Origin of the sequence: Pandoraea apista (assembly GCF_001465595.2) — a bacterium.
Taxonomy (GTDB): domain Bacteria; phylum Pseudomonadota; class Gammaproteobacteria; order Burkholderiales; family Burkholderiaceae; genus Pandoraea; species Pandoraea apista.
Window position 1 is genome coordinate 1,272,803 of sequence record NZ_CP013481.2, and the last position, 23,492, is coordinate 1,296,294.

Below are 23,492 nucleotides of genomic sequence, written 5' to 3' on the forward strand. Positions count from 1 at the left end.
GATGGTGGATTTTGCAACGTTTCAGGCCGTAGTCGAACTTAACGCGGCCTATGCGGCGGCGCTCGATACGCAGCAATGGGACGCCTGGCCCGAGTTTTTCCTCGAAGCGTGCGTCTACCGCATTCAGCCGCGCGAGAATTTCGAGATGGGGCTGCCGCTGGCCACGCTGTCCTTCGAAAGCCGCGGCATGCTGCGCGATCGCATCTACGGGATTCGCGACACGCTGTTTCACGATCCGTATTACCAGCGCCATGTGATCGGACTGCCTGCTATCCGGCAACTCGACCACGACACGCTGCACGTGGAAGCCAACTACGCCGTGTTTCGCACGAAGCCGGATCAACTCACTGACATTCTGTCGGTCGGGCGCTATCTGGACATTTTGAAACGCACCGGCGAGGGGTGGAAGTTCGCCTCGCGCCAATGCATTTTCGACAGCGAGATGATTCCCAACTCGCTGATCTACCCGATCTGAAGCGAGGAACATCATGAGCGGTAACTGGATTGAGGCGGCGTCGCGCGACGCGATTCCCGAGGACGACGTGATCGGCCTGATCGTGGGCGGCCGCGATATTGCCTTGTATGGCGTAGATGGCGAGGTTTTCGCGACCGATAACGCATGTACTCACGGAAACGCGCGCCTGTGCGACGGGTTTCTGGAGGGGCACGAGATCGAGTGCCCGCTGCATCAGGGCAAATTCGACGTCCGTACGGGGGCCGCCATGTGCGCGCCGCTCACCGAGGCGGTCAGAACCTATCCCATCCGGATCGAGGCCGGCAAAGTGTACGTGGATCTGGGGTGACGGCGCTCCCACTTTAGGAGGTGTCATCCAAACGGGCTACCTGACGGGCGATAGGTCGCCCGTCGCATTTCGGCGACAGGAACGCCCGCCTGGGAGGGGGCTCGCCAAGGGGCGCCTTCGGGGCTTTGAAGGGGGCGGAGCAGCCGCATCATCTGGGCGCCGGATGAAACAAATGATCTACTCTCGCATGTCCCTGAGCGGCGTCGGCTTCGCTTTAGGAATCGTTAAAAACCTGTTTCTTTCCGAAGCTTGACGAATGATTTCGGCATGCCGAATGAACATGGAGCTGCGTAGGAATACTTAGTCAATTAAGGAAGTTGCGTAATTGATTTCCGCAGTCGGGAGTTCCGGAGTTATTTTAATAACTGAGTGGAATATTGCGGTAAAGGAAACTTTATAAGAGATTAAACGCAGTTAAATTTCGAGAAGCTTCGCACCCGGAGTGGAAAGTTGCGTTATCTTTTGCATTCAAAAAAGGATCCAAAATGTTTCACTATGGTGCGTGTATTGTTGCGGCGCAATAAAAAACCCGGCCGAAGCCGGGTTTCCAATGCGTCGAACGGCGCTACTCTCAGGCAGCCGCCTGGATGTTCGAAGCCTGCTTGCCCTTCGGGCCTTGAACGACCTCGAACTGCACCTTCTGACCTTCCTTGAGGGTCTTGAAACCGTTCATCTGGATCGCCGAGAAGTGAGCGAACAGATCTTCGCCACCCTCATCCGGCGTGATGAAACCAAAACCCTTGGCATCGTTAAACCATTTGACCGTACCGGTTGCCATACAAACTTCCCCTAAACAATTACGACTACTACATATCACCGCAACAACGAGCACATCTGAAAAACCCGCCGGCTGGCGGCGGCTTCTTAGGCTCACCCAGGCATCTTTTCTTTTAAAACACTTATAGAGGAAAAGCGCCACGATGATTGTTTTCGCTAACTGCCAATAGTGTCAAGCCCTTTTTGAACGATAGAAGTTGTGTTCGATCAGGTTTTACCCTTATATCTCGGAGGGTATAAGGGGTGCTGAGACACGCTCTTGAAATTTGGGTTAAGCTGACTCATATGGGTGTGGCACCCCCGATGGTCGGGGCTGCGGCGCCTTGCTGGACAACGCACGCGCTAAACGACGAGTGTTGGCATTCCGGTGGAGAACCGGACGGCAGGCGGCAATAGGGGCTCCGATTGCTTCCTGCACCCGGGAGTTGTTTAGAATCCACGTATGGCAACCTTACCGACAACGCATGACGACACCGTACAGGAGCGGCAAGAGCAGCAGCTCAAGCCGCCATCGATGTACAAGGTGGTACTGTTGAACGACGATTTCACCCCGATGGAATTCGTGGTGATGGTCATTCAGGAATATTTTAATAAGGACCGGGAGTCTGCAACGCAGATCATGCTCAAGGTTCACCGTGAGGGCAGGGGAGTTTGTGGGGTCTTTACGCGCGACGTCGCGGCGACCAAAGTTGAGCAAGTTGTTAGCCATGCAAGGCAGTCCGGGCACCCGCTGCAGTGCGTGATGGAGGAAGCATGATTGCCCAGGAATTGGAAGTCAGCCTGCACATGGCGTTTATGGAAGCGCGCCAGGCACGACATGAATTCATTACGGTCGAGCACCTGCTGCTGGCCCTTTTGGATAACCCGACCGCTGCCGAAGTGCTGCGCGCCTGCGCGGCAAATCTCGACGATTTGCGGCAGAACCTGCGCAACTTCATCGCCGACAATACGCCGACGGTGCCAGGTAGCGACGAGGTCGACACACAGCCCACGCTCGGTTTCCAGCGTGTGATTCAACGTGCCATCATGCATGTGCAATCCACTTCCAACGGCAAGAAGGAAGTCACGGGTGCTAACGTGCTGGTCGCCATTTTTGGCGAGAAGGACTCCCATGCCGTCTACTACCTGCAACAGCAGGGCGTGACGCGTCTGGACGTTGTCAATTTCATCTCTCACGGCATTACCAAGACCGGTGCGTCCGGCGAGTCGGCCAAGGCCGGCGAGGGCAGTGCCGAGGGCGAAGAGGGCGCCAACACCAAGGAAAGCCCGCTCGCGCAGTACACGCAGAACCTCAACCAGATGGCGCGCGACGGCAAGATCGATCCGCTCATCGGGCGCGAGTCGGAAGTCGAGCGCGTGGTGCAGGTGCTGTGCCGCCGCCGTAAGAACAATCCGCTGCTCGTCGGCGAAGCCGGCGTGGGCAAGACGGCCATCGCCGAGGGGCTCGCCTGGCGCGTTACGCGCGGCGAAGTGCCCGAGATTCTGCAAGACGCCACGGTCTACTCGCTGGACATGGGCGCGCTGCTCGCCGGTACCAAGTATCGCGGTGACTTCGAGCAACGCCTGAAGGCCGTGCTCAAGGAACTCAAGGAGCGCAACAACGCGATCCTGTTCATCGACGAAATTCACACGCTCATCGGAGCGGGTGCAGCGTCGGGCGGCACGCTCGATGCCTCGAACCTGCTCAAGCCGGCGTTGTCGTCGGGGCAGCTCAAGTGCATTGGCGCCACGACCTTCACCGAGTATCGCGGCATCTTCGAAAAGGATGCCGCCCTGTCGCGCCGCTTCCAGAAGATCGACGTGAACGAGCCGACCGTCGAGCAGACGGTGCAGATCCTGCGCGGTCTGAAGTCGCGTTTCGAAGAGCACCACGGCGTGAAGTACTCGTCGAGCGCGCTCTCGGCAGCGGCCGAGCTGTCGGCGAAGTTCATTACCGACCGTCACCTGCCGGACAAGGCGATCGACGTGATCGACGAAGCCGGTGCCGCTCAGCGCATTCTGCCGAAGTCCAAGCAGAAGAAGACGATCGGCAAGGGCGAGATCGAAGAGATCGTCTCGAAGATTGCCCGTATTCCGGCGCAAAGCGTGTCGGCAGACGATCGCGGCAAGCTTCAGACACTCGACCGCGACCTCAAGAGCGTGGTGTTCGGGCAAGACCCGGCCATCGACGCGCTGTCCGCCGCGATCAAGATGTCGCGTGCCGGGCTGGGCAAGACGGACAAGCCGATCGGCGCGTTCCTCTTCTCGGGACCGACCGGTGTCGGCAAGACCGAAGTTGCCAAGCAACTCGCGTTCACGCTGGGCATCGAACTGATTCGCTTCGACATGTCGGAGTACATGGAGCGCCACGCGGTAAGCCGTTTGATTGGCGCGCCGCCGGGCTATGTCGGTTTCGATCAGGGCGGTTTGCTGACCGAGGCCATCACGAAGAAGCCGCACTGCGTGCTGTTGCTCGACGAAATCGAGAAGGCGCATCCGGACATCTTCAACGTGCTGCTTCAGGTGATGGACCACGGCACGCTAACCGACAACAACGGTCGCAAGGCAGATTTCCGTAACGTCATCATCATCATGACGACCAACGCGGGCGCCGAAACGATCAACCGTGCGAGCATCGGCTTCACGAACGAGCGTCAGGCCGGCGATGAAATGGCCGACATTAAGCGCATGTTTACGCCGGAGTTCCGCAACCGCCTGGACTCGATCATCAGCTTCAAGCCGCTCGACGAGCAGATCATCCTGCGCGTGGTCGACAAGTTCCTCATCCAGTTGGAAGACCAACTGCACGAGAAGAAGGTCGAAGTGGTCTTCAGCGACAAGCTGCGCGCTTTCCTGGCGAAGCGAGGCTTCGATCCGCTCATGGGCGCGCGTCCGATGCAGCGTCTGATTCAGGACACGATTCGTCGTGCACTGGCCGACGAATTGCTGTTCGGCCGTCTGACCAGCGGTGGCCGTGTCACGGTGGATCTGGACGAGAACGATCAGGTGCAACTGTCCTTCCCCGAGGACGGCAATACCCGCGCGCAGCCGGAAGCTGCCGAAGTCGAGTAAGCGTCGGGACATCTCGTTGTCCCAATGTCTCGCTGCAATAAAAAAGCGCCGCTTCATGCGGCGCTTTTTTCATGGGGGTGGGTGTTGAACCCGCCGGGTGACCTCAGTGCTTGCCGGTGCTGCCGAACCCGCCTGCACCACGATCGCTTTCGGGGAATTCATCCACGACATTGAATTCGGCTTGCACGACCGGCACGATCACCAATTGGGCGAGCCGCTCGAACGGGTTCAGCACGAAGGGCTCGTTGCCGCGGTTCCAGGTCGAGACCATCAACTGGCCCTGATAATCCGAGTCGATCAGCCCGACCAGATTGCCCAGCACGATGCCATGCTTGTGACCCAGGCCCGAGCGCGGCAGGATCAGCGCGGCGTAGCCCGAATCGGCCAGGTGGATCGCCAACCCCGTGGGTACGAGCACGGTCTGGCCCGGTGCGATGGTCAGCGGTGCGTCGAGGCACGCGCGCAGATCGAGCCCGGCGCTGCCCGGCGTGGCGTAGGCGGGCAACTGCGAGCGCAGGCGTTCGTCGAGAATCTTGACGTCGAGTTTCATGGCGTTATGGCGTTGGAAAGGGCGTAATCGGTCGAAAATTCGGTCAGGTATGCAGGAAGTCCGGCGCGCTCAGGCGCTATCGTCGGCGCGCAGCGAGAACGCCTGCGCGAGTAATTCGTGGGAACGCAAACGGGCGCGGTAGCTGCCGGCCACCGTCAACACGACGATTTCGTCGGCCTCGAACTGTTCCTGCAATGCCATCACGCGCTCGGTGACGCGCTCCGGGGTGCCGATGATACTACGCGGCTTCTCGCGCGCAATGACCGACAACTCCCGCTCGCGATACTGTGGCTTCGCCTCGGCACCCTGTTCGATGCTCGGGATCGGCTCGTTCATACCGTATGCCATCTGCACGCGGCGTAAATCGACACCGGCCTCGAGCGCTTCGGCCTCGGCATCGGTATCGGCGCAGATGACGAAGAGCGCCACCGAGCAGTAGGGCTTCTCCAACTGGCCCGGCGTGAAGCGCTCGCGATACGCCTGCGTGACCCGATGGCCGTAATGCGCGTTGATGAAGTGAGCAAAGCAGTAGCGCAGGCCAAGCTGCGCGGCGAGCAGGCCGCCGAACTCGCTCGAACCCAGCACCCACAACTCCGGACGCGTTTGTACTGCCGGTTGCAGCAGCACGCCGCGATACGGATGATCGTCGGCCAGCGTGTCGCCAAAGAGTCCCGCCAATTCGGCGACTTGTTGCGGGAAGTGCTCGCCGGCGTCGTAAGGCCCTTTCGCGACGGCGCGTGCCGTGCGCATGTCACCGCCGGGGGCGCGGCCGACACCGAGGTCGATGCGATTCGGAAACAGCGCTTCGAGCATCAGGAATTGTTCGGCCAGCTTGAACGGGCTGTAGTACGGCAGCATCACGCCCCCAGAGCCGACCCGCAGGCGCTTTGTTACGCTGGCCAGCCGTGCAATCATCACTTCCGGCGCGGGGTTCGCCACACCGCGCAAGCCGTGGTGCTCGGCGCACCAGTAGCGCGTATAGCCGAGATCGTCGGCGGCTTGTGCCAGCTCAACGGTTGCCGCGATGGCGTCTGCCACGCTATGGCCGTGAATCACTGGCGTCTGATCGAGGACAGACAGTTTGATGCGTGCAGAAGACGTTTGCGCCATGAGTGCAATGCTCCAGATCGACGATGACCTTCCGTCGACACATAGTCTTGAAAATCAGTGGCCGCTTCCGGCAGACGTGTCTGCCGGTGCTGTGCCCGGGCCTGCATGCGGCAGGCGCGCAATCATCAGAATGGCCACGATGCCGCCTAGCGCACCACACAGGAAGATCGAGGCATAGCCAAAAAAGTTGGCGACGAGTCCGGCCATCGGCCCGATCAGCCCGAGCGCCAGATCGAAGAACGCCGAGTAAGCGGCCAGCGCCGCGCCGCGATTCTGCGGCGGCACCTGTCGCAGTGCCTCCACGCCCAGGGCGGGGAAGACGAGAGAGAAGCCCACGCCGGTCAGCCCCGCGCCGGCGAGGGCCATCTGCGGGCTTATCGCACCCCACAGCAGGAATTGCCCCATGGCGCTGAAGACCAGCGAACACATGGCGACGCGGCGTCCACCGAAGCGATCGACCGCATGCGCGAGCAAAATCCGCATGCCGATGAAGCAGGCGCTGTAAAGCGTGAGCGCATACGCGGCACCCGTCCAGCCGTGACTCGCATAGTAAAGCGTGATGAACGCTGCGATGACAGCGTAGCCGATGCTTCCCAGCGTCATGGCCAGACCCGGACGCCACACCAGGCCCACCACGCGCAGGAACGGCAGACGATGCCCGCCCACCGGGGCGGCTGCCGGCAGACGCAGCGCAATCGCAAACGCCACGGCGGGCAGGCCGATGTTCACGAGCGAGACAACGGTAAAACCCGCCGATTCCAGCAAGTAGGCGCCGAACGGGGCGCCGGTGGCGAGCGCGGTGTACATCGACACGCCCTGCCACGAAATGGCCTTGCTCGCGTGCTTGGCACCGAGCAGCCCAATGCCCCACGACATGCCGCCGGTGAGCATCAGGCTTTCGCCGAAGCCGAGCACCACACGCCCGGCGATGAGGATGCCCAGTGCGAGTGTAGGGTCAGGCACCATCGACGCCACGAGATACAGCACACCTGCCGCAGCGCAGCCGCAAAGGCCGGAGAGCACTGCGCGGCGCGGGCCACGCGTGTCGACGGTGCGCCCGGCGTAGGAGCGCAGCAACAGCGTGACGACCGATTGGATACCAATGGTCACACCGACCACGAAAGACCCGAAGCCGAGCGTTTCATGGACGTAGACCGGCAGCACGGGCAGTGGCATACCGATCGTCATGAAACCGAAGAACATGATCGCCGCGAGCATGCTCAGTGTTCCGTAGACACTGACGGCCGGCCGGGCGGTCGTAGGAGGTTGCGTCATCTTGATTGTTATCGTGTGCGATGGCCCAAGGGCCGAAAGGCTGAAGGCGCCGGGTCATGACGCCGTGATGCCGTGATGCTTCGATGCTGTGAGGCCGCTACGCGCCGATTCGGTCGGGTAGCGAATCGGCCATTCCAGTCATTCCTGCCAGTCTGCCAGCGTTGCCGGACAACAACGATGACAGACGGAACGCCGAGGGGGCTATGTGCCGCAGCGTGTGTCAGCCGGGCGCACGCGAGGGGAGCCGCGCGGCGATTTCGACGATCAGGCTGCGGGCGAGCGATTGCTTGTCGGCGCGTGGCAGACGTTTCTGTCCGGCAGCGTCGAAGAGAATGACTTCGTTGTCGTCTTGCCCGAAGGTGGCGGGACCGAGATTGCCGACGAGCAGCGGCACTTGTTTGCGCTGGCGCTTTTGCGCACCGTGCGTTTCCAGATCGCCCGACTCGGCGGCAAAGCCCACGCAATACGGCGGCTTCGGCAACTGGGCCACGGCGGCAAGAATGTCGGGATTCTGCACGAACGCCAGCGTCGGCACGTCGGCGTCGCCGGTCTTCTTGATCTTGTCGCGCGCCACTTCGCGCACACGCCAGTCGGCCACGGCGGCCACCGCGATAAAGATGTCGTTGTGCGCCACGTCGGCCATCACGGCGTCGTACATCTGCTGCGCCGTCTGCACGTTGCTGCGCGTCACGCCGTAGGGCGTGGCGAGCGATGTCGGGCCAGCAACCAGATGTACGTCGGCACCCGCCTGCGCGGCGGCACGCGCGAGCGCGAAACCCATCTTGCCGCTGGAAAGATTGGTCAGGCCGCGCACCGGGTCGATCGGCTCGAAGGTCGGGCCGGCGGTGATCAGCACACGGCGTCCGGCGAGACGTTTCGGTTGGAAGAAGCCTGCGAGGGCTTCGAAGAGATCTTCCGGCTCGAGCATGCGCCCGTCGCCGATTTCGCCACACGCTTGGTCGCCGCTGTCGGGGCCGAGGATCGTGACACCGTCGCCGCGCAGCGTTGCGGCATTGCGCTGGGTCGCCGGGTTGGCCCACATCTGACGGTTCATCGCGGGTGCCACCAGCAGCGGACAGTCGCGTGCCACACACAGGGTGGAGAGCAGGTCGTCGGCCATGCCGTGCGCGAGCTTGGCGAGGAAGTCGGTGGAGGCGGGCGCGATGACGATGGCGTCGGCCTCGCGCGAGAGGTCGATGTGCGCCATGTTGTTATCGACGCGATTGTCCCACTGGCTCGTGAACACCGGCCGCCCCGAGAGCGCCTGCATCGTGAGCGGCGTGATGAATTGCGTGGCGGCCTCGGTCATGACGACCTGCACCGTCGCGCCGGCTTTGATGAGCAAGCGCGTGAGTTCAGCCGACTTGTAGCAGGCGATGCCGCCCGTCAGGCCCAGAACGATGGTCTTGCCCGCCAGTTCACCGCGTTCCATAGGGAAATGCCTCCTCCAAAGTACCGCGCGGCGCCTCAGGGGCGCCGCGACGGTGTGTGCCTGCGAATTCGCAACACGCGCCGTGGCAGCGTGGGGCGAATCGCGCCGCAGATGCTGCGGCCGGTTGCCGGGTGCGCTATTTACCGCGCCGCACGCGTCGCAGCTCGTCGATCACCAGCAGCACCGCGCCCACACAAATGGCCGAGTCGGCCACGTTGAACGCCGGCCAATGCCAGCCGCCGACGTGAAAGTCCAGAAAGTCGACCACGTGACCGTAGATCACCCGATCGATCACGTTGCCCAGCGCGCCGCCGAGAATCAGCGACAGCGACAGGCAGAACATCTTCTGGCCGTTATGACGCTTGAGCAGCCAGATGATGACGGTTGCCGCGACAATGCCAAGCAGCGTGAAGAACCAGCGCTGCCAGCCGCCTGCGGCCGCCAGAAAGCTGAACGCCGCGCCCTTGTTGTACACCAGCACCAGATTGAAGAACGAAGTCAGCGGACGGAATTCGCCGTACTGGAACGTCTTCAGAATCGTGAGCTTGGTGACCTGATCCAGCAGGATTGCAACGATCGCGATCCCGAGCCACGGCGTCAGGCCGTATGCGGCGCCCCCGCGAGCGCCGCCGTTGTTGCTGCGTCGTGCGCCCGTACGGGCGCCTGCTTTGCTTGCCATTATGCCGCGCTCCGGTGTTCGCCGCTGCCGAACAGATTCGACACGCAGCGCCCGCAAAGGGTCGGGTGGGCGGGGTCTGCACCCACGTCCTCACGATAGTGCCAGCAGCGCTCGCACTTCTGATGCGACGACGGGGTGACGACCACGCCTTCCTCGGCCTCGGTTGCGACTTGCGTGACCTTGGCCGCCGACGTGATCAGCACGAAGCGCAGATCGTCGCCGAGGCTTGCCAGCACGTCGAACTTGCGGCCGGAGACACGCACGTCGACTTCCGCCTGCAACGACGAGCCGATCTGTTCGGCGGCCCGTGCCTCTTCGAGCGCCTTGGTGACGTCGCCGCGCACCGCGCGCAGCAGATACCACTTCTCGAGCAAACGCGTGCCTTGCGCAACCTCCGGATAGGCGTAGTACGTCTCGGTGAAGATCGTGTCGTTGCCCGGCTGGAACACTTGCCACGCTTCTTCTGCCGTGAACGACAGGAACGGTGCCATGAGCTTGAGCAGGCCGTGCGTGATGTGATAGAGCGCGTTCTGCGCGGCGCGGCGTGCCGGGGCGTCCGGCGCACTCGTGTACAGGCGGTCTTTCAGGATATCGAGATAGAAACCGCCGAGATCTTCTGAGCAGAACGTCTGGAGCTTGGCCACGACCGGGTGGAACTCGTAGCGGTCATAGTGACCCAGCACTTCGGTTTGCAGCGACTGTGCCAACGCCACGGCGTAGCGGTCGATTTCCAGCCATTGGTCTGCCGGCAGCGCATGCTTCGCGTGGTCGTAATCGGCCAGATTCGAGAGCAGGAAGCGCAGCGTGTTGCGGATACGGCGATAGCCTTCGGTCACGCGCTTGAGGATCTCGTCCGAGATCGACAACTCGCCCGAGTAATCGGTCGACGCCACCCAAAGGCGAATGATTTCGGCACCGAGTTTGTCGGCAACGTCCTGCGGCAGAATCGTGTTGCCGATCGACTTCGACATCTTGCGGCCCTGACCGTCGACCGTGAAGCCGTGCGTGAGCAGCGCCTTGTACGGCGGGCGGCCATCGATCATCGAGGCCGTGAGGAGCGACGAGTGGAACCAGCCGCGGTGCTGATCCGAGCCTTCCAGATACAGGTCGGCCGGGAAGCCCAGCTCGTGCGCGTGCGAGCCGCGCAGGACGTGCCAGTGCGTGGTGCCCGAATCGAACCACACGTCGAGCGTGTCGCGGTTCTTCACGTAATCCTTGGCTTCGTCGCCGAGCAGCTCCACCGGGTCGAGCGTTTGCCACGCTTCGATGCCCTCGGTTTCCACGCGCTTTGCAACGGCTTCGAGCAGTTCCAGGGTGCGCGGGTGCAGCGCGCCGGTTTCCCTGTGCACGAAGAACGCCATCGGCACACCCCATTGGCGCTGACGCGAGAGCGTCCAGTCCGGGCGGTGCGCGATCATGTTGTGCAGACGCTGCTTGCCCCACGCCGGGAAAAACTCGGTCGCCTCGATGCCGGCAAGTGCGATCTCGCGCAGCGTCTTGCCGTCGCCGGGTGCGTCATCGGCGGGCTTGACGTCCATGCCGGCGAACCACTGGTTGGTGGCGCGATAGATGATCGGCGACTTGTGGCGCCAGCAATGCATGTAGCTGTGCGTGTACTTGAACGAGTGGAACAACGTGCCGGCCTCGCGCAAGGCTTCGACGATCTGCGGGTTGGCGTCCCAGATCGACTGCCCGCCGAACAGCGGCAGGCTGTCCTGATAACGCCCGTCGCCCAGCACCGGCATGCGGATGTCGGCGTCTGCCATGCCGTGCGCCTTGCACGACACGAAGTCTTCCACGCCGTAGGCCGGGGCCGAGTGGACGATACCGGTACCGGTGTCGGTCGTCACGTAGTCGCCGAGGTAGATCGGCGAGGTGCGCTCGTAACCGGCGTCGGCCGTCGAGAGCGGGTGACGGAAGCGGATCAGCGAGAGCGCTTCACCCTTCGTGCGGGCGATGATTTCGCCATGCAGGCCGTACGTCTTCAGGCAGTCTTCCACGCGCTCGGTCGCGAGAATCAGCAGGCCGCGCTCGGTCGAGACCAGCGCGTATTCGACTTCCGGGTGGACGTTGAGCGCCTGATTCGACGGGATCGTCCACGGGGTGGTCGTCCAGATGACGATGTGACCGTCGTCACGCGGCAGTTTCGCCAGGCCGAAGGCCTTTGCGACCTTCTCCGGCTCGGCGAACGCGAAGCCGACGTCGATGGCCAGATCGGTCTTGTCCTTGTACTCGACTTCCGCTTCGGCGAGTGCCGAGCCGCAGTCGAAGCACCAGTTGACCGGCTTCAGGCCGCGGTAGACGTAGCCGTTCTCCATGATCTTCGCCAGCGCGCGAAGCTCGTTCGCCTCGTTCGAGAAGTTCATGGTCTTGTACGGATTGTCCCAGTCGCCGAGCACACCCAGACGCTTGAAGTTGGGCTTCTGGCGCTCGATCTGTTCGGCCGCATAGGCGCGCGCCTTTTCCTGCACTTCGCGCACCGGCAGATGCTTGCCGAACTGCTTTTCGATCTGGATTTCGATCGGCATGCCGTGGCAGTCCCAGCCCGGTACATAGGCAGCGTCGAAGCCCGCGAGGCTGCGCGCCTTGACGATCATGTCCTTGAGGATCTTGTTGACCGCGTGGCCCAGGTGAATGTCACCGTTGGCATACGGCGGGCCGTCATGCAGGATGAACTTCGGCCGGCCCTTGCTGGCGGCGCGGATTTTGTCGTAGATCTTCTTTTCCTGCCATTGCTTGACCCACAGCGGTTCGCGCTTGGGCAGATCGCCGCGCATCGGGAACGGTGTGTCCAGCAGGTTGACGGGATATTTGCTCGGTGCTTTCTTTTCGCTCATGGTGCGTCGCTACGAATTTGGAATGTCGGGTGTGGGGCGCTCGCGCCGGTGGCGTTGACGTCTGGCCTTGTGGGCCGCGAGGTGCAACGCCCGGGCAGGTGCCAGTGGCGCAGGCGGGCCGCGCGCGAGGCGCTGGGCGCCGGCGCACGCGGGCGAAGATCAACTAATTCGGTCGGTAGCCGAGGTGGCGAAGTCGCGTCGCGCGCTCGGGCCATTGGCGTCGAGCGCGTGGGCGAAGTAGGCGCGAGCCTCGCGCGTGTCCTGCGCGATGGCCGCTTCGAGTTCGGTCAGACCGTCGAATTTGGCTTCGTCGCGCAGCTTCTGCAAAAATTCCACACGCACCAGCTTGCCGTAGCAGTCGCCCGAGAAGTCGAGCAGATGCACTTCAAGCAGCACGCGCCCGGAATCGTCGACTGTCGGGCGCAGGCCCAGACTGGCGACGGCGGGCAGCGGTTTATCGGCCAGACCATGCACCTGCACCACGAAAATGCCCGTGAGGGCCGGATGTTTGTGGGCAATGCGCAGATTGAGCGTGGGGAAGCCCAGCTTGCGGCCGAGCTTCATGCCGTGCACAACGTGACCGGTAATGGCATACGGACGGCCGAGCAGCGCGTGGGCGCGCTCAAAGTTGCCGTCGGCAAGCGCGGCGCGTACTTCCGAGCTGGAAATGCGTACGCCGTCGTGCGCGATGGTCGGCATCTGTTCGACGACGAAGTCGAAACGGCGTCCGGCGTCGCGCAGATAGTCGATGTCGCCCGCGCGTTTCGCGCCGAAGCGGAAGTCGTCGCCTACGAGCAGCCAGCGAGTGTGCAGGCCGTCGACGATGATGTTGCGAACGAAGTCTTCTGGCGACTGACCCGCGAAATGGGCGTTGAAGTGCTCCACCACCAGCCGGTCGACCCCTTGTGAGCGCAGCGCCTCGAACTTGTCGCGCAGATTGGAAATGCGCGCGGGCGCCCGGTCGGGCATGAAGTACTCGCGGGGATGCGGCTCGAAGGTCATTACGCACACTGGCAGGCCGCGCGCAGCCGCTGCGGCGCGCACGCGCGCGAGCAGTGCCTGGTGGCCCAGATGCACGCCGTCGAAATTGCCGATCGTCAGCACGCAGGGCGCTTTGCTTTGCGCGTTGGGTAGACCCCGGAAGACTCGCACGATAAAGGAAGCGTCAGTACAGGACGTTGAGTGAGCGTTGGTGGATGAACCGTGCGGCACAGCCATGGGACCCGGCGGCCTGCGATGGCGGGCGGGGCCCGGTGCGCAGGACGGCCGATCCGACATTGCGGCGCCGCAGAACGTTGAATTATAAACGCTTCGGGGCCATCGCGGCGCGGATCGGGTGTCTGGTGCGCCGCGCCAATGATAAAATCCGGCGATGAAGAACATTGTCATCCTGATTTCCGGTCGAGGCAGCAACATGCAAGCCATCGTCCGGGCCTGTACCGCAGAAGGCTGGCCGGCCCGCGTGGCCGCCATCATTGCCAATCGCCCCGAGGCCGAGGGGCTTGGGTTCGCGCAGGAAAACGGTATCGCCACCGCCGTGGTGCCCAGCCGTGGCAAGTCCCGCGAAGCATTCGATGCCGAACTCGCCGCCGAGATCGACCGTCACCAGCCCGATCTGGTAGTACTCGCCGGTTTCATGCGCATTCTTACCCCGGAATTCACCGAGCGATACGCCGGCCGGCTCATCAACATCCATCCGTCGCTGCTGCCTGCTTTCCCAGGGCTGCAAACGCACGCCCGCGCACTGGAAGCCGGATGCAAGGTCGTAGGCGCCACGGTGCATTTCGTGACGGCCGAGCTGGATCACGGCCCGTACGTGCTGCAAGCCGCAGTGCCGGTGCGCCCGGGGGACACGCCCGAGACACTGGCCGAGCGCATTCTGCCGCTGGAACACGTTATTTATCCGCGCGCCGTGCGCTGGTTCGTGGAAGACCGTCTGGTCGTGGCCGATGGCCGCGTGACGGTGACTCCCGCGGCCGACGGCACGCCCGATCCGCAATGGCTTTTTGGTGAGGACGCATGAGCACCCGCCCGACACAGCGCCGCGATGGCGCCAATCAAACCGGTCACCGCTCCGGCGGCCGATCCACCGATAACCGCCAGCCGTCCAAGGGGGGGCAGCCGGGAGAGCGCCAGGAGCGCTACGTCCGGCCTGACCGCTACGACCGGTCCCGCAACGATCGCCGCCCGGAGGCCCCGCCCGCCGAGACGGCCCGCATGCGCGGCGAGCATCTGTCGCCGGCGCTCTTCGAACACACCCAACGCCTGCTGGGCAGTGTGCTGACGTTCAGCGGCCCGGCCGACACGCTTGTTAGCACGTACTTCCGTGCCAACGCCAAGCTGGGCCACCGCGAGCGGGGTGTGCTGGCCGAGACGGTTTTCGCCATTCTGCGCCGCAAGCTCGAATTCGGTCAGCATGCCGGGAGCGGCTCCGGGCCGCTGGAACGCCGTCTGGCGCTACTCGGGCTGGCGTTCACGCGCGGTCTGGCGTCGGTGCAACTGGTGGCAACGCCCGATGAAGTCACATGGCTCGAACACGTCGGTCAGATCGATCCGGCAAGCCTGTCCGCACGCGTGCGCACCAATTTGCCGGAATGGCTCTACGAGCGGCTGGCCGCGCGGTTCGATGGCGCCGAACTCGAGGCGCTCGCCGCCGCGCTGAATCAGCCCGCGCCGCTCGATTGCCGCGTGAACCTGATCAAGGCCAATCGCGACGATGTCCTCGCGAAGCTGCGCGAAGACGGTTTCTCGGCCGAAGCGACGCCGTTTGCGCCCAATGGCATTCGTCTGTCAGGCAAGCCGGCGCTGCAGAAGCACCCGTTGTTCATGTCGGGGGCCATCGAGGTGCAGGACGAGGGCAGTCAGTTGCTGTGCCAACTGGTCGCACCGCGCCGTGGCGAGATGATTGTCGACTTCTGCGCCGGGGCTGGCGGCAAGACGCTCGCGCTAGGGGCGCAAATGCGTTCCACGGGCCGCTTGTATGCGTTCGACATTTCGGAGAAGCGTCTGGCCAAGCTCAAGCCGCGTCTGGCGCGCAGTGGCCTGTCGAACGTCTATCCGGTAATGATCGACAGCGAGAACGACAGCAAGATCAAGCGCCTCGCGGGCAAGATCGATCGCGTGCTGGTCGATGCACCGTGCAGCGGGCTTGGCACGCTTCGCCGCAATCCGGATCTGAAGTGGCGTCAGTCGCCGCAATCGGTTCAGGAACTCACGCAGAAGCAGGCGTCGATTCTCGCCAGCGCAGCCCGGCTGGTGAAGGTGGGCGGTCGTCTCGTGTACGCTACGTGCAGTCTGCTGACCGAAGAGAACAGTGCCATTGCCGAGGCGTTTGCGGCTGCGCATCCCGATTTCGTCCTGTTGCCGGCGAACGAGTTGCTTGCTGCGCAGAAGATCGACCTCGATACGGGCAAGTATCTCGAACTGCTGCCGAACCGCAATGCGACCGACGGCTTTTTTGCCGCCGTGTTCGAGCGTCGTCCGGCCTAAGTCGATTCTGGGCGTCAGCTAACAACAAGAAGAGAGATAGCGATGCAGGAAAGTCCGGCTTTCGCGAAGTTGGTGCGGGATGTCGTTCGCGACTTCGGCGACCCGCAGATCATCTGGCAGATTGTGGCGCTGGTGGCGGCGCTCGCCGTCGCCTTGGTGCTGCGGCGCTGGATGATCGGCCGGCTCGACCGTCATTTCGAGCGTGTCGCGCCATCACGCCGGGCGGGCTCTTCGAGCCTGCGCCGCTCGTTCTTCCCCATGTTCGGCTGGATGTGCGTGGCACTCACGCGTGTGGTGCTTCAGGAGCACATGCGTGTTTCGCTGCTGCGGTTGGCCGAAGTGCCGCTATTCGGCACCGCGCTGATTTATCTGGCGTTCTACTTCGCGCGGCGGCTGTTTGCGTCGTCGCCGCAAGCCTACGGGCTGCTGAAAGTCTTCGAGCGCGTGTTCACGGCGTTTGCCTGGTTGTCGATGTTCGCCTACGTGCTGGGCGTGCACGACGATATCCTCAATTGGCTGGCCAGTGTGCGTTTTGCGGTCGGCTCGAGCCATCTCACGTTGCTGTCGATTCTCTCCGGCCTGCTCTGGGTCGGCGTGACGCTCGTGTTGGCGATGTGGGTCGGATCGCTGATCGAAGATCGGATCATGCGCACGACCACGCTCGACGGCAATCTGAAAGTCGTGATGTCGCGGCTGGTCAAGGGCGTGCTGACGCTGATTGCCGTGCTCGCGACGCTGTCGTTCGTCGGCATCGACATTACCGTACTCGGGGTGTTCGGCGGTGCGCTGGGCGTGGGGTTAGGTTTCGGCTTGCAGAAGATTGCATCGAATCTTGTCTCGGGCTTCATTATCTTGCTCGACCGTTCGGTGCGCATCGGCGACCTGATTACGATCAGCCCGTATCACGGCACCGTTTCACAGATCAACACACGTTATACGGTCGTTCGTGGGCTGGACGGCGTGGAAGCGCTGGTGCCGAATGAGCAACTCGTGACGAATGTGGTGCAGAACCACTCGTTCACCGAGACGCGCGGGCGGGCCAAAGTGAATGTTCAGGTGGCCTATAGCGCCGACGTGGAGTTGGCGATGTCGCTGATGCTCAAAGCGGCAGAGGACATTCCCCGGGTGTTGACGGACCCGGCACCGTCAGCCTTGCTGCTCAACTTCGGTGCCGATGGGATGGATCTCGAAATGGGTTTTTGGGTGCAAGATCCGGCCCAAGGCAGCGGGGCTATCCGATCAGCGATAAATATGCGGATTTGGCGCAGTTTTCGCGAACATGGTATTGAAATTCCGTATGCACAGCGCGAAATACGCATTCTGAATGATTGGGCTGACGGCGTCCCCGTCGCAAGCGTTGATCGTCCTGATTTGCCGGCGGAAACCCCGAAACCCCCGCTACCACAGGCAGAAGACAGTGAGAAGAAGCCTTCGTAGACCGTTTTGCCCAGTGCTGAGGGTTGACCTGCGACAAAATGCGTGGCGGACAGGCGACACACGGGCGACAGTCCGTCAGGTAAAATGCTGGGCAAACCAATAACAAACCGACGTTCACCGGCACGTTTTCCGCCTATCTCGCCCCGGCATTCAGCAACTTGCCGATCTCCAGCGAATCCAAGCGTCAAGCGAGCGTAAGAACGAGACCTGACGCGACGGCTATCGATGCCGCATCGGCCCGACAAGACAAGACACGGCAGTGTTGCCGTGATTGCTACCGTATTGATTAGTTTGGAGTGATATTTTGCTGGACAGTCTCCTTGGATTTATCTCTAACGGCCTGCTCGACTGGAGCGGCTGGGAGATCACGTTGTTCACGCTGGCCGTCACCCATGTGACGATTGCCGCCGTTACGATCTACCTGCACCGTTGCCAGGCGCACCGCGCCCTCGACGTGCACCCGATCGTTGCCCATTTTTTCCGTTTCTGGCTGTGGATGACCACGGGCATGGTCACCAGCGAGTGGGCTGCCATCCACCGCAAGCACCACGCCAAGTGCGAAACGCCGGAAGATCCGCATAGCCCGCAAACGCGCGGTTTGTGGAAGGTGCTCGCCGAGGGCGCCGAGCTGTATCGCGCCGAAGCGAAGAACGAAGAAACGATTCGCAAGTTCAGCCACGGCACGCCGAACGACTGGCTCGAGAATCACGTCTATCGCCGTTACCCGATTCTGGGCGTGAGCTTGATGATGATCATCGATATCGCGCTGTTTGGCGCTATCGGGCTGACCGTCTGGGCCGTGCAGATGGTGTGGATTCCGTTTTGGGCTGCAGGGGTCGTCAACGGTCTGGGCCACTACTGGGGTTACCGCAACTTCAACTGCGCAGACGCGTCAACGAACCTGCTGCCGTGGGGCATCATCATCGGTGGTGAAGAGTTGCACAACAATCACCACACCTACGCTACGTCGGCCAAGCTGTCGAACAAGTGGTACGAGTTCGATATCGGCTGGATGTACATTCGTTTGTTGTCGATGGCGGGGCTGGCCAAGGTGAAGAAGATCGCGCCGACGCCGAAGCTTGCGAAGAACAAGGCCGCTTGCGACGAGGACACATTGCAGGCCGTGCTCTCGAACCGTTATGAAGTCATGGAGCGTTACGCCAAGACCTTCAAGCGTGCATATGGTCAGGAGCTGGCGCGCTTCAAGGATAAGCGTCAGCATGGTGAGTATCAGTTGTTCCGTGGCGCGCGCAAGTGGCTGCATCACGACGAAGCCTCGCTGCAAGAGCCGCAAAAGCAACAACTGGGCGAGATTTTTGCGCACAGCAATGCGGTGAAGACATACTACGAACTGCGTCGCGAACTGGCCGGTATCTGGGAGCGTTCGAACGCCTCGCGCGAGCAGCTTCTGAGCCAGTTGCAGAACTGGTGCCACCGTGCGGAGCAAAGCGGCATTCACGCGTTGCAGGAATTCGCTTCGCGTTTGCGCCGCTACGCGTGAACGGGCTAAGCCGGAAATCCGTTTTTGACGCATAATCGAAACCCCGCCACGGCGGGGTTTTGTCATTCCCAGGCCTACCCACGGGCCAAGCGAAAATGAATGCCTCACTCAAATCCGTAGAATTCGAGCGCCCCGCACCCAGCGGCGCCACGTGCGTTGCCCATGCCTGGGCGCGTGTCCCGGATGCGCCGTCGCCGGAGGAGCGAACCGAGCTCAAGGCCCGGATCAAGCGTCTGCTCGTGGAGCAGAACGCCGTGCTGGTGGCCCATTATTACGTCGACGCCGATTTACAAGACCTCGCCGAAGAGACTGGCGGCTGCGTGGCCGACTCTCTGGAAATGGCGCGTTTCGGTCGCGATCACTCGGCCAAGACGCTCGTGGTGGCCGGTGTGCGCTTCATGGGCGAGACCTCGAAGATTCTCAGTCCCGAAAAACGCATTTTGATGCCGGATCTTGACGCGACCTGTTCGCTCGATCTGGGCTGCCCCGCCGACGAATTCGCCGCATTCTGCGATGCGCACCCCGACCGGACGGTCGTCGTCTACGCGAATACGAGTGCCGCAGTGAAGGCCCGCGCCGATTGGATGGTCACTTCGTCCATCGGGCTCGAAATCGTGGCTCATCTGCATGCGCAGGGGAAGAAAATTCTCTGGGCGCCGGATCGCCATCTGGGCAGTTACGTCCAGAAACAGACGGGCGCCGATATGTTGCTGTGGCAAGGCGCTTGCCTGGTGCACGACGAATTCAAGGGCACTGAGCTAGCGTTGCTGCGCCGCGAGTTTCCGAATGCCAAGGTGCTGGTGCACCCAGAGTCGCCCGCTTCCGTCGTGGAGCAAGCGGATGTGGTCGGTTCGACGTCGCAGATGATTGCGGCCGCGCAGACGATGGACGCCACCGAGTTCATTGTTGCCACGGACAACGGCATTCTGCACAAGATGCGCGCCGCTGCGCCGGGCAAGCGTTTCATTGAAGCGCCAACGGCTGGCAACAGCGCCACGTGCAAGAGCTGCGCGCATTGCCCGTGGATGGCGATGAACAGCCTTCAGAATCTGGCGGACGTGCTGGCGTCGGAGCGTAATGAAATTCATGTCGATGCAGAGATCGGCCGTCGTGCCCACACCTGCATCGACCGTATGCTGAAGTTCGCTGAAGCGCGCAAGCAGAACGTGCGCGCCAGCGGTGATTTCGCGCGCGACGGCGCGCTGTTTGCCGGTGTAGGTCCCGCATAATGACGCAACCCAAAACACTGAGCACCGACGAGGCGCTCTCCCCGGATTTCGCCGCGTTCGGTGAACCGCTCGAAGCGGCGCTCTCGCGCAACGTGCGTGATGCGCTCGCCGAAGACATCGGCAGCGGTGATCTGACTGGCCTTCTCGTGCCGTCCGACGAAATGGCGCATGCACGCATCATCGTGCGTGAATCGGCGGTGCTGTGCGGTGTGCGCTGGTTCGAGCGCTGCATGAAGGGCGTGAGTGCGGAAGTCCGTGTGCAATGGCACTACCGCGAAGGTGACCGCATGTCGCCCGATTCGGCCGTATGCGATATCTACGGGCCGGCGCGCGCGTTGTTGACAGGCGAGCGCACGTCGATGAACTTCCTCCAGTTGCTCTCCGGTGTGGCGACGGCGGTGCGCCGCTATGCCGATATCGTTGAGGGGACGAAGGCGCGCGTGCTCGATACCCGCAAGACGCTGCCGGGACTGCGTCTCGCGCAGAAGTTCGCGGTCCGTGTGGGCGGTGGGGCGAACCAACGCCTTGCGCTCTACGACGGCATTCTCATCAAGGAAAATCACATCGCTGCCGCCGGAGGCATTCGTCAGGTGCTGGCGAACGCCGACCGTCTCTCGGAGGGTGCACCGGTGCAGATCGAGGTGGAGTCGCTGGAGGAACTGGAAACGGCGCTTGAGTGCGGCGCGACGTCGATTTTGCTCGATAACTTCACGTTGGAAATGATGCGTGAAGCAGCCCGCGTTGCCGATGGCCGGGCTGTGCTGGAGGCGTCGGGCGGCATCAATCTGGAAACGCTGCGTGCGATTGCCGAGACGGGTGTTGACCGGATTTCCGTGGGCGGACTCACCAAGGACGTTCGTGCCACTGATTTCTCCATGCGGATTCTGGAGACGGTCGGCTAAGCGAAGCGATTCGTTCACGCCGGTGAGCAGAAAATCAAAGGCCGCGGGGTAAAGCCCGCGGCCTTTTGTTTGCCTGAGTGATGTGCCGCCGGCGCCGGATTGCCGGCGATCGGAGATTAGCGAACGCGTCGCGGCAATGCGGGCGACAGCACTGTCGGCAGTGCCTTCGGCAGGGTGTCCGGAAAGTCTCGTGAGAAGTGCAGCCCTCGGCTCTCATGACGATCCAGCGCGCTGTCGACGATCAGCGACGCTACGTCGACGAGATTTCGTAACTCGAGCAAGTCGCGGCTTACGCGGAAATTTGCGTAGTACTCGGCGATTTCTTCGCGCAGCAGGGCAATTCGATGCTGGGCACGCTCGAGCCGCTTGGTCGTACGCACAATGCCGACGTAATTCCACATCATGCGGCGCAATTCGTCCCAGTTATGCGCGACCACGACTTCCTCATCGGCGTCCGAGACGCGACTCTCGTCCCATGCGGGAACGTCGGTGGCGCCGGGATGCGCCGACTCGCCGTGCTGAATATCCTCCGCAGCGGCTTTGCCAAGCACGAGGCATTCGAGCAACGAATTGCTGGCAAGCCGGTTGGCGCCATGCAGACCGGTATAGGTGGCTTCGCCCACCGCGTAGAGTCCGGGCAAGTCGGTGCGGCCATGCATATCGGTGACGATGCCACCGCACGTATAGTGCGCAGCCGGCACGACCGGGATCGGCTGCTTCGTGATGTCGATGCCCAGTTCGGCGCAGCGCGCCAGAATCGTAGGGAAATGCTCCCGCAGGAATTCAGGGCTTTGATGACTGATGTCGAGATACACACAGTCCAGGCCGTGCTTTTTCATCTCGAAGTCGATGGCGCGGGCGACGATGTCGCGCGGTGCCAATTCGGCGCGCGGGTCGTGTTGCAGCATGAAGCGCGTGCCATCCGGCAACACCAGACGTCCCCCTTCGCCGCGCACGGCTTCCGTAATCAGGAAGGATTTGGCATACGGGTGATAGAGGCAGGTCGGGTGAAACTGTATGAACTCCATGTTCGCGATACGGCAGCCGGCGCGCCATGCCATGGCGATTCCGTCGCCAGTCGCGGTGTCGGGGTTCGTGGTGTACAGATAGACTTTGCCCGCGCCACCGGTGGCCAGCACAGTATGCCGGGCCGTCATGGCGTGGACTTCGCCGGTGCCGAGATCCTGAACATACAGCCCTTGGCAATGACGTCCGGCAGTCGGCGCGGCGTCGGCACGATCCGAGGTGATCAGGTCGACCGCAAAATGATTCTCGAAGAGCGTGATGTTCGGGTGCTGGCGAACGCGCTCGGTGAGCGTGGCGATCACGGCGTGTCCGGTGGCGTCGGCCGCGTGGATGATACGCCGGTGGCTGTGACCGCCTTCGCGCGTCAGATGGAAGCCGAGTTCGGCGGCGTCGTCACGCGTGAACGGCACGCCTTGCGCAATGAGCCACTCGATGGCTTCACGGCTGTGTTCGACGATGAATCGCGTGGCCGCTTCGTCGCACAGGCCTGCGCCGGCAATGAGCGTGTCGGCAACATGCTCGTCGACGCTGTCGGTCGAGTCGAGTACGGCGGCGATGCCGCCTTGCGCCCAGTCGCTTGCGCCTTCTGGCATTGGACGTTTGGCGACCAGTGCCACCCGGCAGGTACTGGCCAGATGCAGGGCAACCGATTGGCCGGCTAGCCCGCTGCCGACAATGACGACATCGAAATTCATGATACGCGCTGTCTCTGGAATCGCCTCGCAAGGTGGACGCGATTCTTGTTATGGAGGTGAGCCAGTATAGCGAGTCAATACGCGCGTGACACACGACCCTATGCGCACTTCGATGAAATTGTGTCTTGCGTGACTACGCATAGCGTAGCGCCGCAGATTTCGGGACGCCCAAATGAAAAACCCCGCCATTGGCGGGGTATCGAACGCAGCAGCGGACTGCTACGAGAAAACCTGTTGATCTTATTTGATCTTGGTTTCCTTGTAGGGCACGTGCTTACGAGCCACCGGATCGAACTTGCTGATTTCCATCTTTTCCGGATGGGTACGCTTGTTCTTGGTGGTCGTATAGAAATGACCCGTACCTGCGGTCGATTCCAGCTTGATCTTGTCGCGAGCGCCTTTTGCCATGATGAGCTCCTAAACTTAGACTGCGTTACGCGAACGCAGATCTGCCAGAACGGCATCGATACCGTTCTTGTCGATCAGGCGCAGGCCAGCTCGCGAAATACGAAGACGAACAAAGCGGTTTTCACTTTCAACCCAGAACCGGCGATTTTGCAAGTTCGGGAGAAAACGGCGCTTGGTTTTGTTGTTGGCGTGGGAAACGTTGTTGCCGACCATCGGCGCTTTCCCGGTCACTTGACATACGCGTGCCATGAAGCACTCCTAACCCAGAATTCTGTGTAAAAAAAGGTGAGT

The 23,492-nt window shown here is 62.2% G+C and carries 21 protein-coding genes; 10 read left to right on the top strand and 11 right to left on the bottom strand.

Annotated elements, in window-relative coordinates; genetic code table 11:
- Nucleotide 1: 1 nt before the first annotated feature.
- The gene (locus tag AT395_RS05955) at nucleotides 2-475 is read left to right on the top strand and encodes an aromatic-ring-hydroxylating dioxygenase subunit beta (RefSeq protein WP_042112663.1); all 474 of its coding nucleotides are present in this window, start codon (nucleotides 2-4) and stop codon (nucleotides 473-475) included.
- A 13-nt stretch (nucleotides 476-488) separates the two neighbouring features.
- Complete coding sequence (locus AT395_RS05960; protein WP_042112662.1) at nucleotides 489-803, top strand: non-heme iron oxygenase ferredoxin subunit; 315 nt, start codon at nucleotides 489-491, stop codon at nucleotides 801-803.
- Nucleotides 804-1,374: 571 nt separating this feature from the next.
- On the opposite strand, the gene cspD is transcribed toward AT395_RS05960, so the two are convergent.
- The gene (gene cspD / locus AT395_RS05965) at nucleotides 1,375-1,581 is read right to left on the bottom strand and encodes a cold shock domain-containing protein CspD (protein WP_010807119.1); all 207 of its coding nucleotides are present in this window, start codon (nucleotides 1,579-1,581) and stop codon (nucleotides 1,375-1,377) included.
- Nucleotides 1,582-2,022: 441 nt separating this feature from the next.
- On the opposite strand from cspD, the gene clpS reads away from it, so the two are divergent.
- Both clpS and clpA read left to right on the top strand, forming a co-directional pair.
- Nucleotides 2,023-2,337: an ATP-dependent Clp protease adapter ClpS gene (gene clpS, locus AT395_RS05970; RefSeq protein ID WP_010807118.1), complete on the top strand. Its 315-nt coding sequence runs from the start codon at nucleotides 2,023-2,025 to the stop codon at nucleotides 2,335-2,337.
- Nucleotides 2,334-4,631, top strand: a complete 2,298-nt coding sequence (clpA, locus tag AT395_RS05975; RefSeq protein ID WP_048627848.1) for an ATP-dependent Clp protease ATP-binding subunit ClpA — start codon at nucleotides 2,334-2,336, stop codon at nucleotides 4,629-4,631. Before clpS ends, clpA begins: the two co-directional genes overlap by 4 nt.
- A 103-nt stretch (nucleotides 4,632-4,734) precedes the next feature.
- Here clpA and dut read toward each other — a convergent pair whose 3' ends face one another.
- From dut to AT395_RS06010, 7 genes are all read right to left on the bottom strand, one after another.
- Entirely contained in the window at nucleotides 4,735-5,181 is a 447-nt protein-coding gene (dut, locus tag AT395_RS05980; RefSeq protein ID WP_042112658.1) for a dUTP diphosphatase, read from the bottom strand.
- A gap of 69 nt (nucleotides 5,182-5,250) precedes the next feature.
- Nucleotides 5,251-6,291 carry an LLM class flavin-dependent oxidoreductase gene (locus tag AT395_RS05985; RefSeq protein WP_048627847.1) on the bottom strand — a complete coding sequence of 347 codons (1,041 nt, stop codon included), beginning with the start codon at nucleotides 6,289-6,291 and terminating at the stop codon, nucleotides 5,251-5,253.
- A gap of 54 nt (nucleotides 6,292-6,345) precedes the next feature.
- Complete coding sequence (locus AT395_RS05990) at nucleotides 6,346-7,566, bottom strand: MFS transporter (RefSeq protein ID WP_072632784.1); 1,221 nt, start codon at nucleotides 7,564-7,566, stop codon at nucleotides 6,346-6,348.
- 220 nt (nucleotides 7,567-7,786) lie between these two features.
- Nucleotides 7,787-8,998 (bottom strand): bifunctional phosphopantothenoylcysteine decarboxylase/phosphopantothenate--cysteine ligase CoaBC, encoded by a 1,212-nt coding sequence (gene coaBC, locus AT395_RS05995; protein WP_058375296.1) that lies wholly within the window; start codon nucleotides 8,996-8,998, stop codon nucleotides 7,787-7,789.
- A 136-nt stretch (nucleotides 8,999-9,134) separates the two neighbouring features.
- A complete protein-coding gene (gene lspA / locus AT395_RS06000; RefSeq protein ID WP_048627844.1) occupies nucleotides 9,135-9,677 on the bottom strand; it encodes a signal peptidase II in 543 nt (180 codons plus the stop codon).
- The gene (gene ileS / locus AT395_RS06005) at nucleotides 9,677-12,514 is read right to left on the bottom strand and encodes an isoleucine--tRNA ligase (RefSeq protein ID WP_048627843.1); all 2,838 of its coding nucleotides are present in this window, start codon (nucleotides 12,512-12,514) and stop codon (nucleotides 9,677-9,679) included. Before ileS ends, lspA begins: the two co-directional genes overlap by 1 nt.
- A 159-nt stretch (nucleotides 12,515-12,673) precedes the next feature.
- Nucleotides 12,674-13,666 carry a bifunctional riboflavin kinase/FAD synthetase gene (locus AT395_RS06010; protein ID WP_042112648.1) on the bottom strand — a complete coding sequence of 331 codons (993 nt, stop codon included), beginning with the start codon at nucleotides 13,664-13,666 and terminating at the stop codon, nucleotides 12,674-12,676.
- 220 nt (nucleotides 13,667-13,886) lie between these two features.
- Between AT395_RS06010 and purN the strand changes: the two genes are divergently transcribed.
- From purN to nadC, 6 genes are all read left to right on the top strand, one after another.
- A complete protein-coding gene (gene purN, locus AT395_RS06015) occupies nucleotides 13,887-14,537 on the top strand; it encodes a phosphoribosylglycinamide formyltransferase (protein ID WP_042112647.1) in 651 nt (216 codons plus the stop codon).
- 194 nt (nucleotides 14,538-14,731) lie between these two features.
- Nucleotides 14,732-16,003, top strand: coding sequence for an RsmB/NOP family class I SAM-dependent RNA methyltransferase (locus tag AT395_RS06020; RefSeq protein WP_042112645.1), 1,272 nt, complete (start codon nucleotides 14,732-14,734; stop codon nucleotides 16,001-16,003).
- A gap of 42 nt (nucleotides 16,004-16,045) precedes the next feature.
- Nucleotides 16,046-17,440 carry a mechanosensitive ion channel family protein gene (locus tag AT395_RS06025; RefSeq protein ID WP_072632785.1) on the top strand — a complete coding sequence of 465 codons (1,395 nt, stop codon included), beginning with the start codon at nucleotides 16,046-16,048 and terminating at the stop codon, nucleotides 17,438-17,440.
- A gap of 304 nt (nucleotides 17,441-17,744) precedes the next feature.
- Nucleotides 17,745-18,941, top strand: coding sequence for a DesA family fatty acid desaturase (locus tag AT395_RS06030; RefSeq protein WP_042112644.1), 1,197 nt, complete (start codon nucleotides 17,745-17,747; stop codon nucleotides 18,939-18,941).
- A gap of 95 nt (nucleotides 18,942-19,036) precedes the next feature.
- Nucleotides 19,037-20,170, top strand: coding sequence for a quinolinate synthase NadA (gene nadA, locus AT395_RS06035; protein WP_048627842.1), 1,134 nt, complete (start codon nucleotides 19,037-19,039; stop codon nucleotides 20,168-20,170).
- Nucleotides 20,170-21,072: a carboxylating nicotinate-nucleotide diphosphorylase gene (gene nadC / locus AT395_RS06040; protein WP_042112641.1), complete on the top strand. Its 903-nt coding sequence runs from the start codon at nucleotides 20,170-20,172 to the stop codon at nucleotides 21,070-21,072. The genes nadA and nadC overlap by 1 nt, the downstream gene beginning before the upstream one ends.
- Nucleotides 21,073-21,188: 116 nt before the next feature.
- Here the strand turns inward: nadC and nadB are convergent, their stop codons facing one another.
- From nadB to rpmB, 3 genes are all read right to left on the bottom strand, one after another.
- Complete coding sequence (gene nadB / locus AT395_RS06045) at nucleotides 21,189-22,793, bottom strand: L-aspartate oxidase (RefSeq protein ID WP_042112639.1); 1,605 nt, start codon at nucleotides 22,791-22,793, stop codon at nucleotides 21,189-21,191.
- A gap of 240 nt (nucleotides 22,794-23,033) precedes the next feature.
- Nucleotides 23,034-23,201, bottom strand: coding sequence for a 50S ribosomal protein L33 (rpmG, locus tag AT395_RS06050; protein WP_010807102.1), 168 nt, complete (start codon nucleotides 23,199-23,201; stop codon nucleotides 23,034-23,036).
- 15 nt (nucleotides 23,202-23,216) lie between these two features.
- Nucleotides 23,217-23,450 carry a 50S ribosomal protein L28 gene (gene rpmB / locus AT395_RS06055; RefSeq protein ID WP_010807101.1) on the bottom strand — a complete coding sequence of 78 codons (234 nt, stop codon included), beginning with the start codon at nucleotides 23,448-23,450 and terminating at the stop codon, nucleotides 23,217-23,219.
- Nucleotides 23,451-23,492: the final 42 nt, after the last annotated feature.

Excerpts from the sequence above, each read along its gene's own strand:
- AT395_RS05955 (WP_042112663.1), top strand. The coding sequence starts at position 2 with ATGGTGGATTTTGCAACGTTTCAGGCCGTAGTCGAACTTAACGCGGCC.
- AT395_RS05960 (WP_042112662.1), top strand. The coding sequence starts at position 489 with ATGAGCGGTAACTGGATTGAGGCGGCGTCGCGCGACGCGATTCCCGAG.
- cspD (WP_010807119.1), bottom strand. The coding sequence starts at position 1,581 with ATGGCAACCGGTACGGTCAAATGGTTTAACGATGCCAAGGGTTTTGGT.
- clpS (WP_010807118.1), top strand. The coding sequence starts at position 2,023 with ATGGCAACCTTACCGACAACGCATGACGACACCGTACAGGAGCGGCAA.
- clpA (WP_048627848.1), top strand. The coding sequence starts at position 2,334 with ATGATTGCCCAGGAATTGGAAGTCAGCCTGCACATGGCGTTTATGGAA.
- dut (WP_042112658.1), bottom strand. The coding sequence starts at position 5,181 with ATGAAACTCGACGTCAAGATTCTCGACGAACGCCTGCGCTCGCAGTTG.
- AT395_RS05985 (WP_048627847.1), bottom strand. The coding sequence starts at position 6,291 with ATGGCGCAAACGTCTTCTGCACGCATCAAACTGTCTGTCCTCGATCAG.
- AT395_RS05990 (WP_072632784.1), bottom strand. The coding sequence starts at position 7,566 with ATGACGCAACCTCCTACGACCGCCCGGCCGGCCGTCAGTGTCTACGGA.
- coaBC (WP_058375296.1), bottom strand. The coding sequence starts at position 8,998 with ATGGAACGCGGTGAACTGGCGGGCAAGACCATCGTTCTGGGCCTGACG.
- lspA (WP_048627844.1), bottom strand. The coding sequence starts at position 9,677 with ATGGCAAGCAAAGCAGGCGCCCGTACGGGCGCACGACGCAGCAACAAC.
- ileS (WP_048627843.1), bottom strand. The coding sequence starts at position 12,514 with ATGAGCGAAAAGAAAGCACCGAGCAAATATCCCGTCAACCTGCTGGAC.
- purN (WP_042112647.1), top strand. The coding sequence starts at position 13,887 with ATGAAGAACATTGTCATCCTGATTTCCGGTCGAGGCAGCAACATGCAA.
- AT395_RS06020 (WP_042112645.1), top strand. The coding sequence starts at position 14,732 with ATGCGCGGCGAGCATCTGTCGCCGGCGCTCTTCGAACACACCCAACGC.
- AT395_RS06025 (WP_072632785.1), top strand. The coding sequence starts at position 16,046 with ATGCAGGAAAGTCCGGCTTTCGCGAAGTTGGTGCGGGATGTCGTTCGC.
- nadA (WP_048627842.1), top strand. The coding sequence starts at position 19,037 with ATGAATGCCTCACTCAAATCCGTAGAATTCGAGCGCCCCGCACCCAGC.
- nadC (WP_042112641.1), top strand. The coding sequence starts at position 20,170 with ATGACGCAACCCAAAACACTGAGCACCGACGAGGCGCTCTCCCCGGAT.
- nadB (WP_042112639.1), bottom strand. The coding sequence starts at position 22,793 with ATGAATTTCGATGTCGTCATTGTCGGCAGCGGGCTAGCCGGCCAATCG.
- rpmG (WP_010807102.1), bottom strand. The coding sequence starts at position 23,201 with ATGGCAAAAGGCGCTCGCGACAAGATCAAGCTGGAATCGACCGCAGGT.
- rpmB (WP_010807101.1), bottom strand. The coding sequence starts at position 23,450 with ATGGCACGCGTATGTCAAGTGACCGGGAAAGCGCCGATGGTCGGCAAC.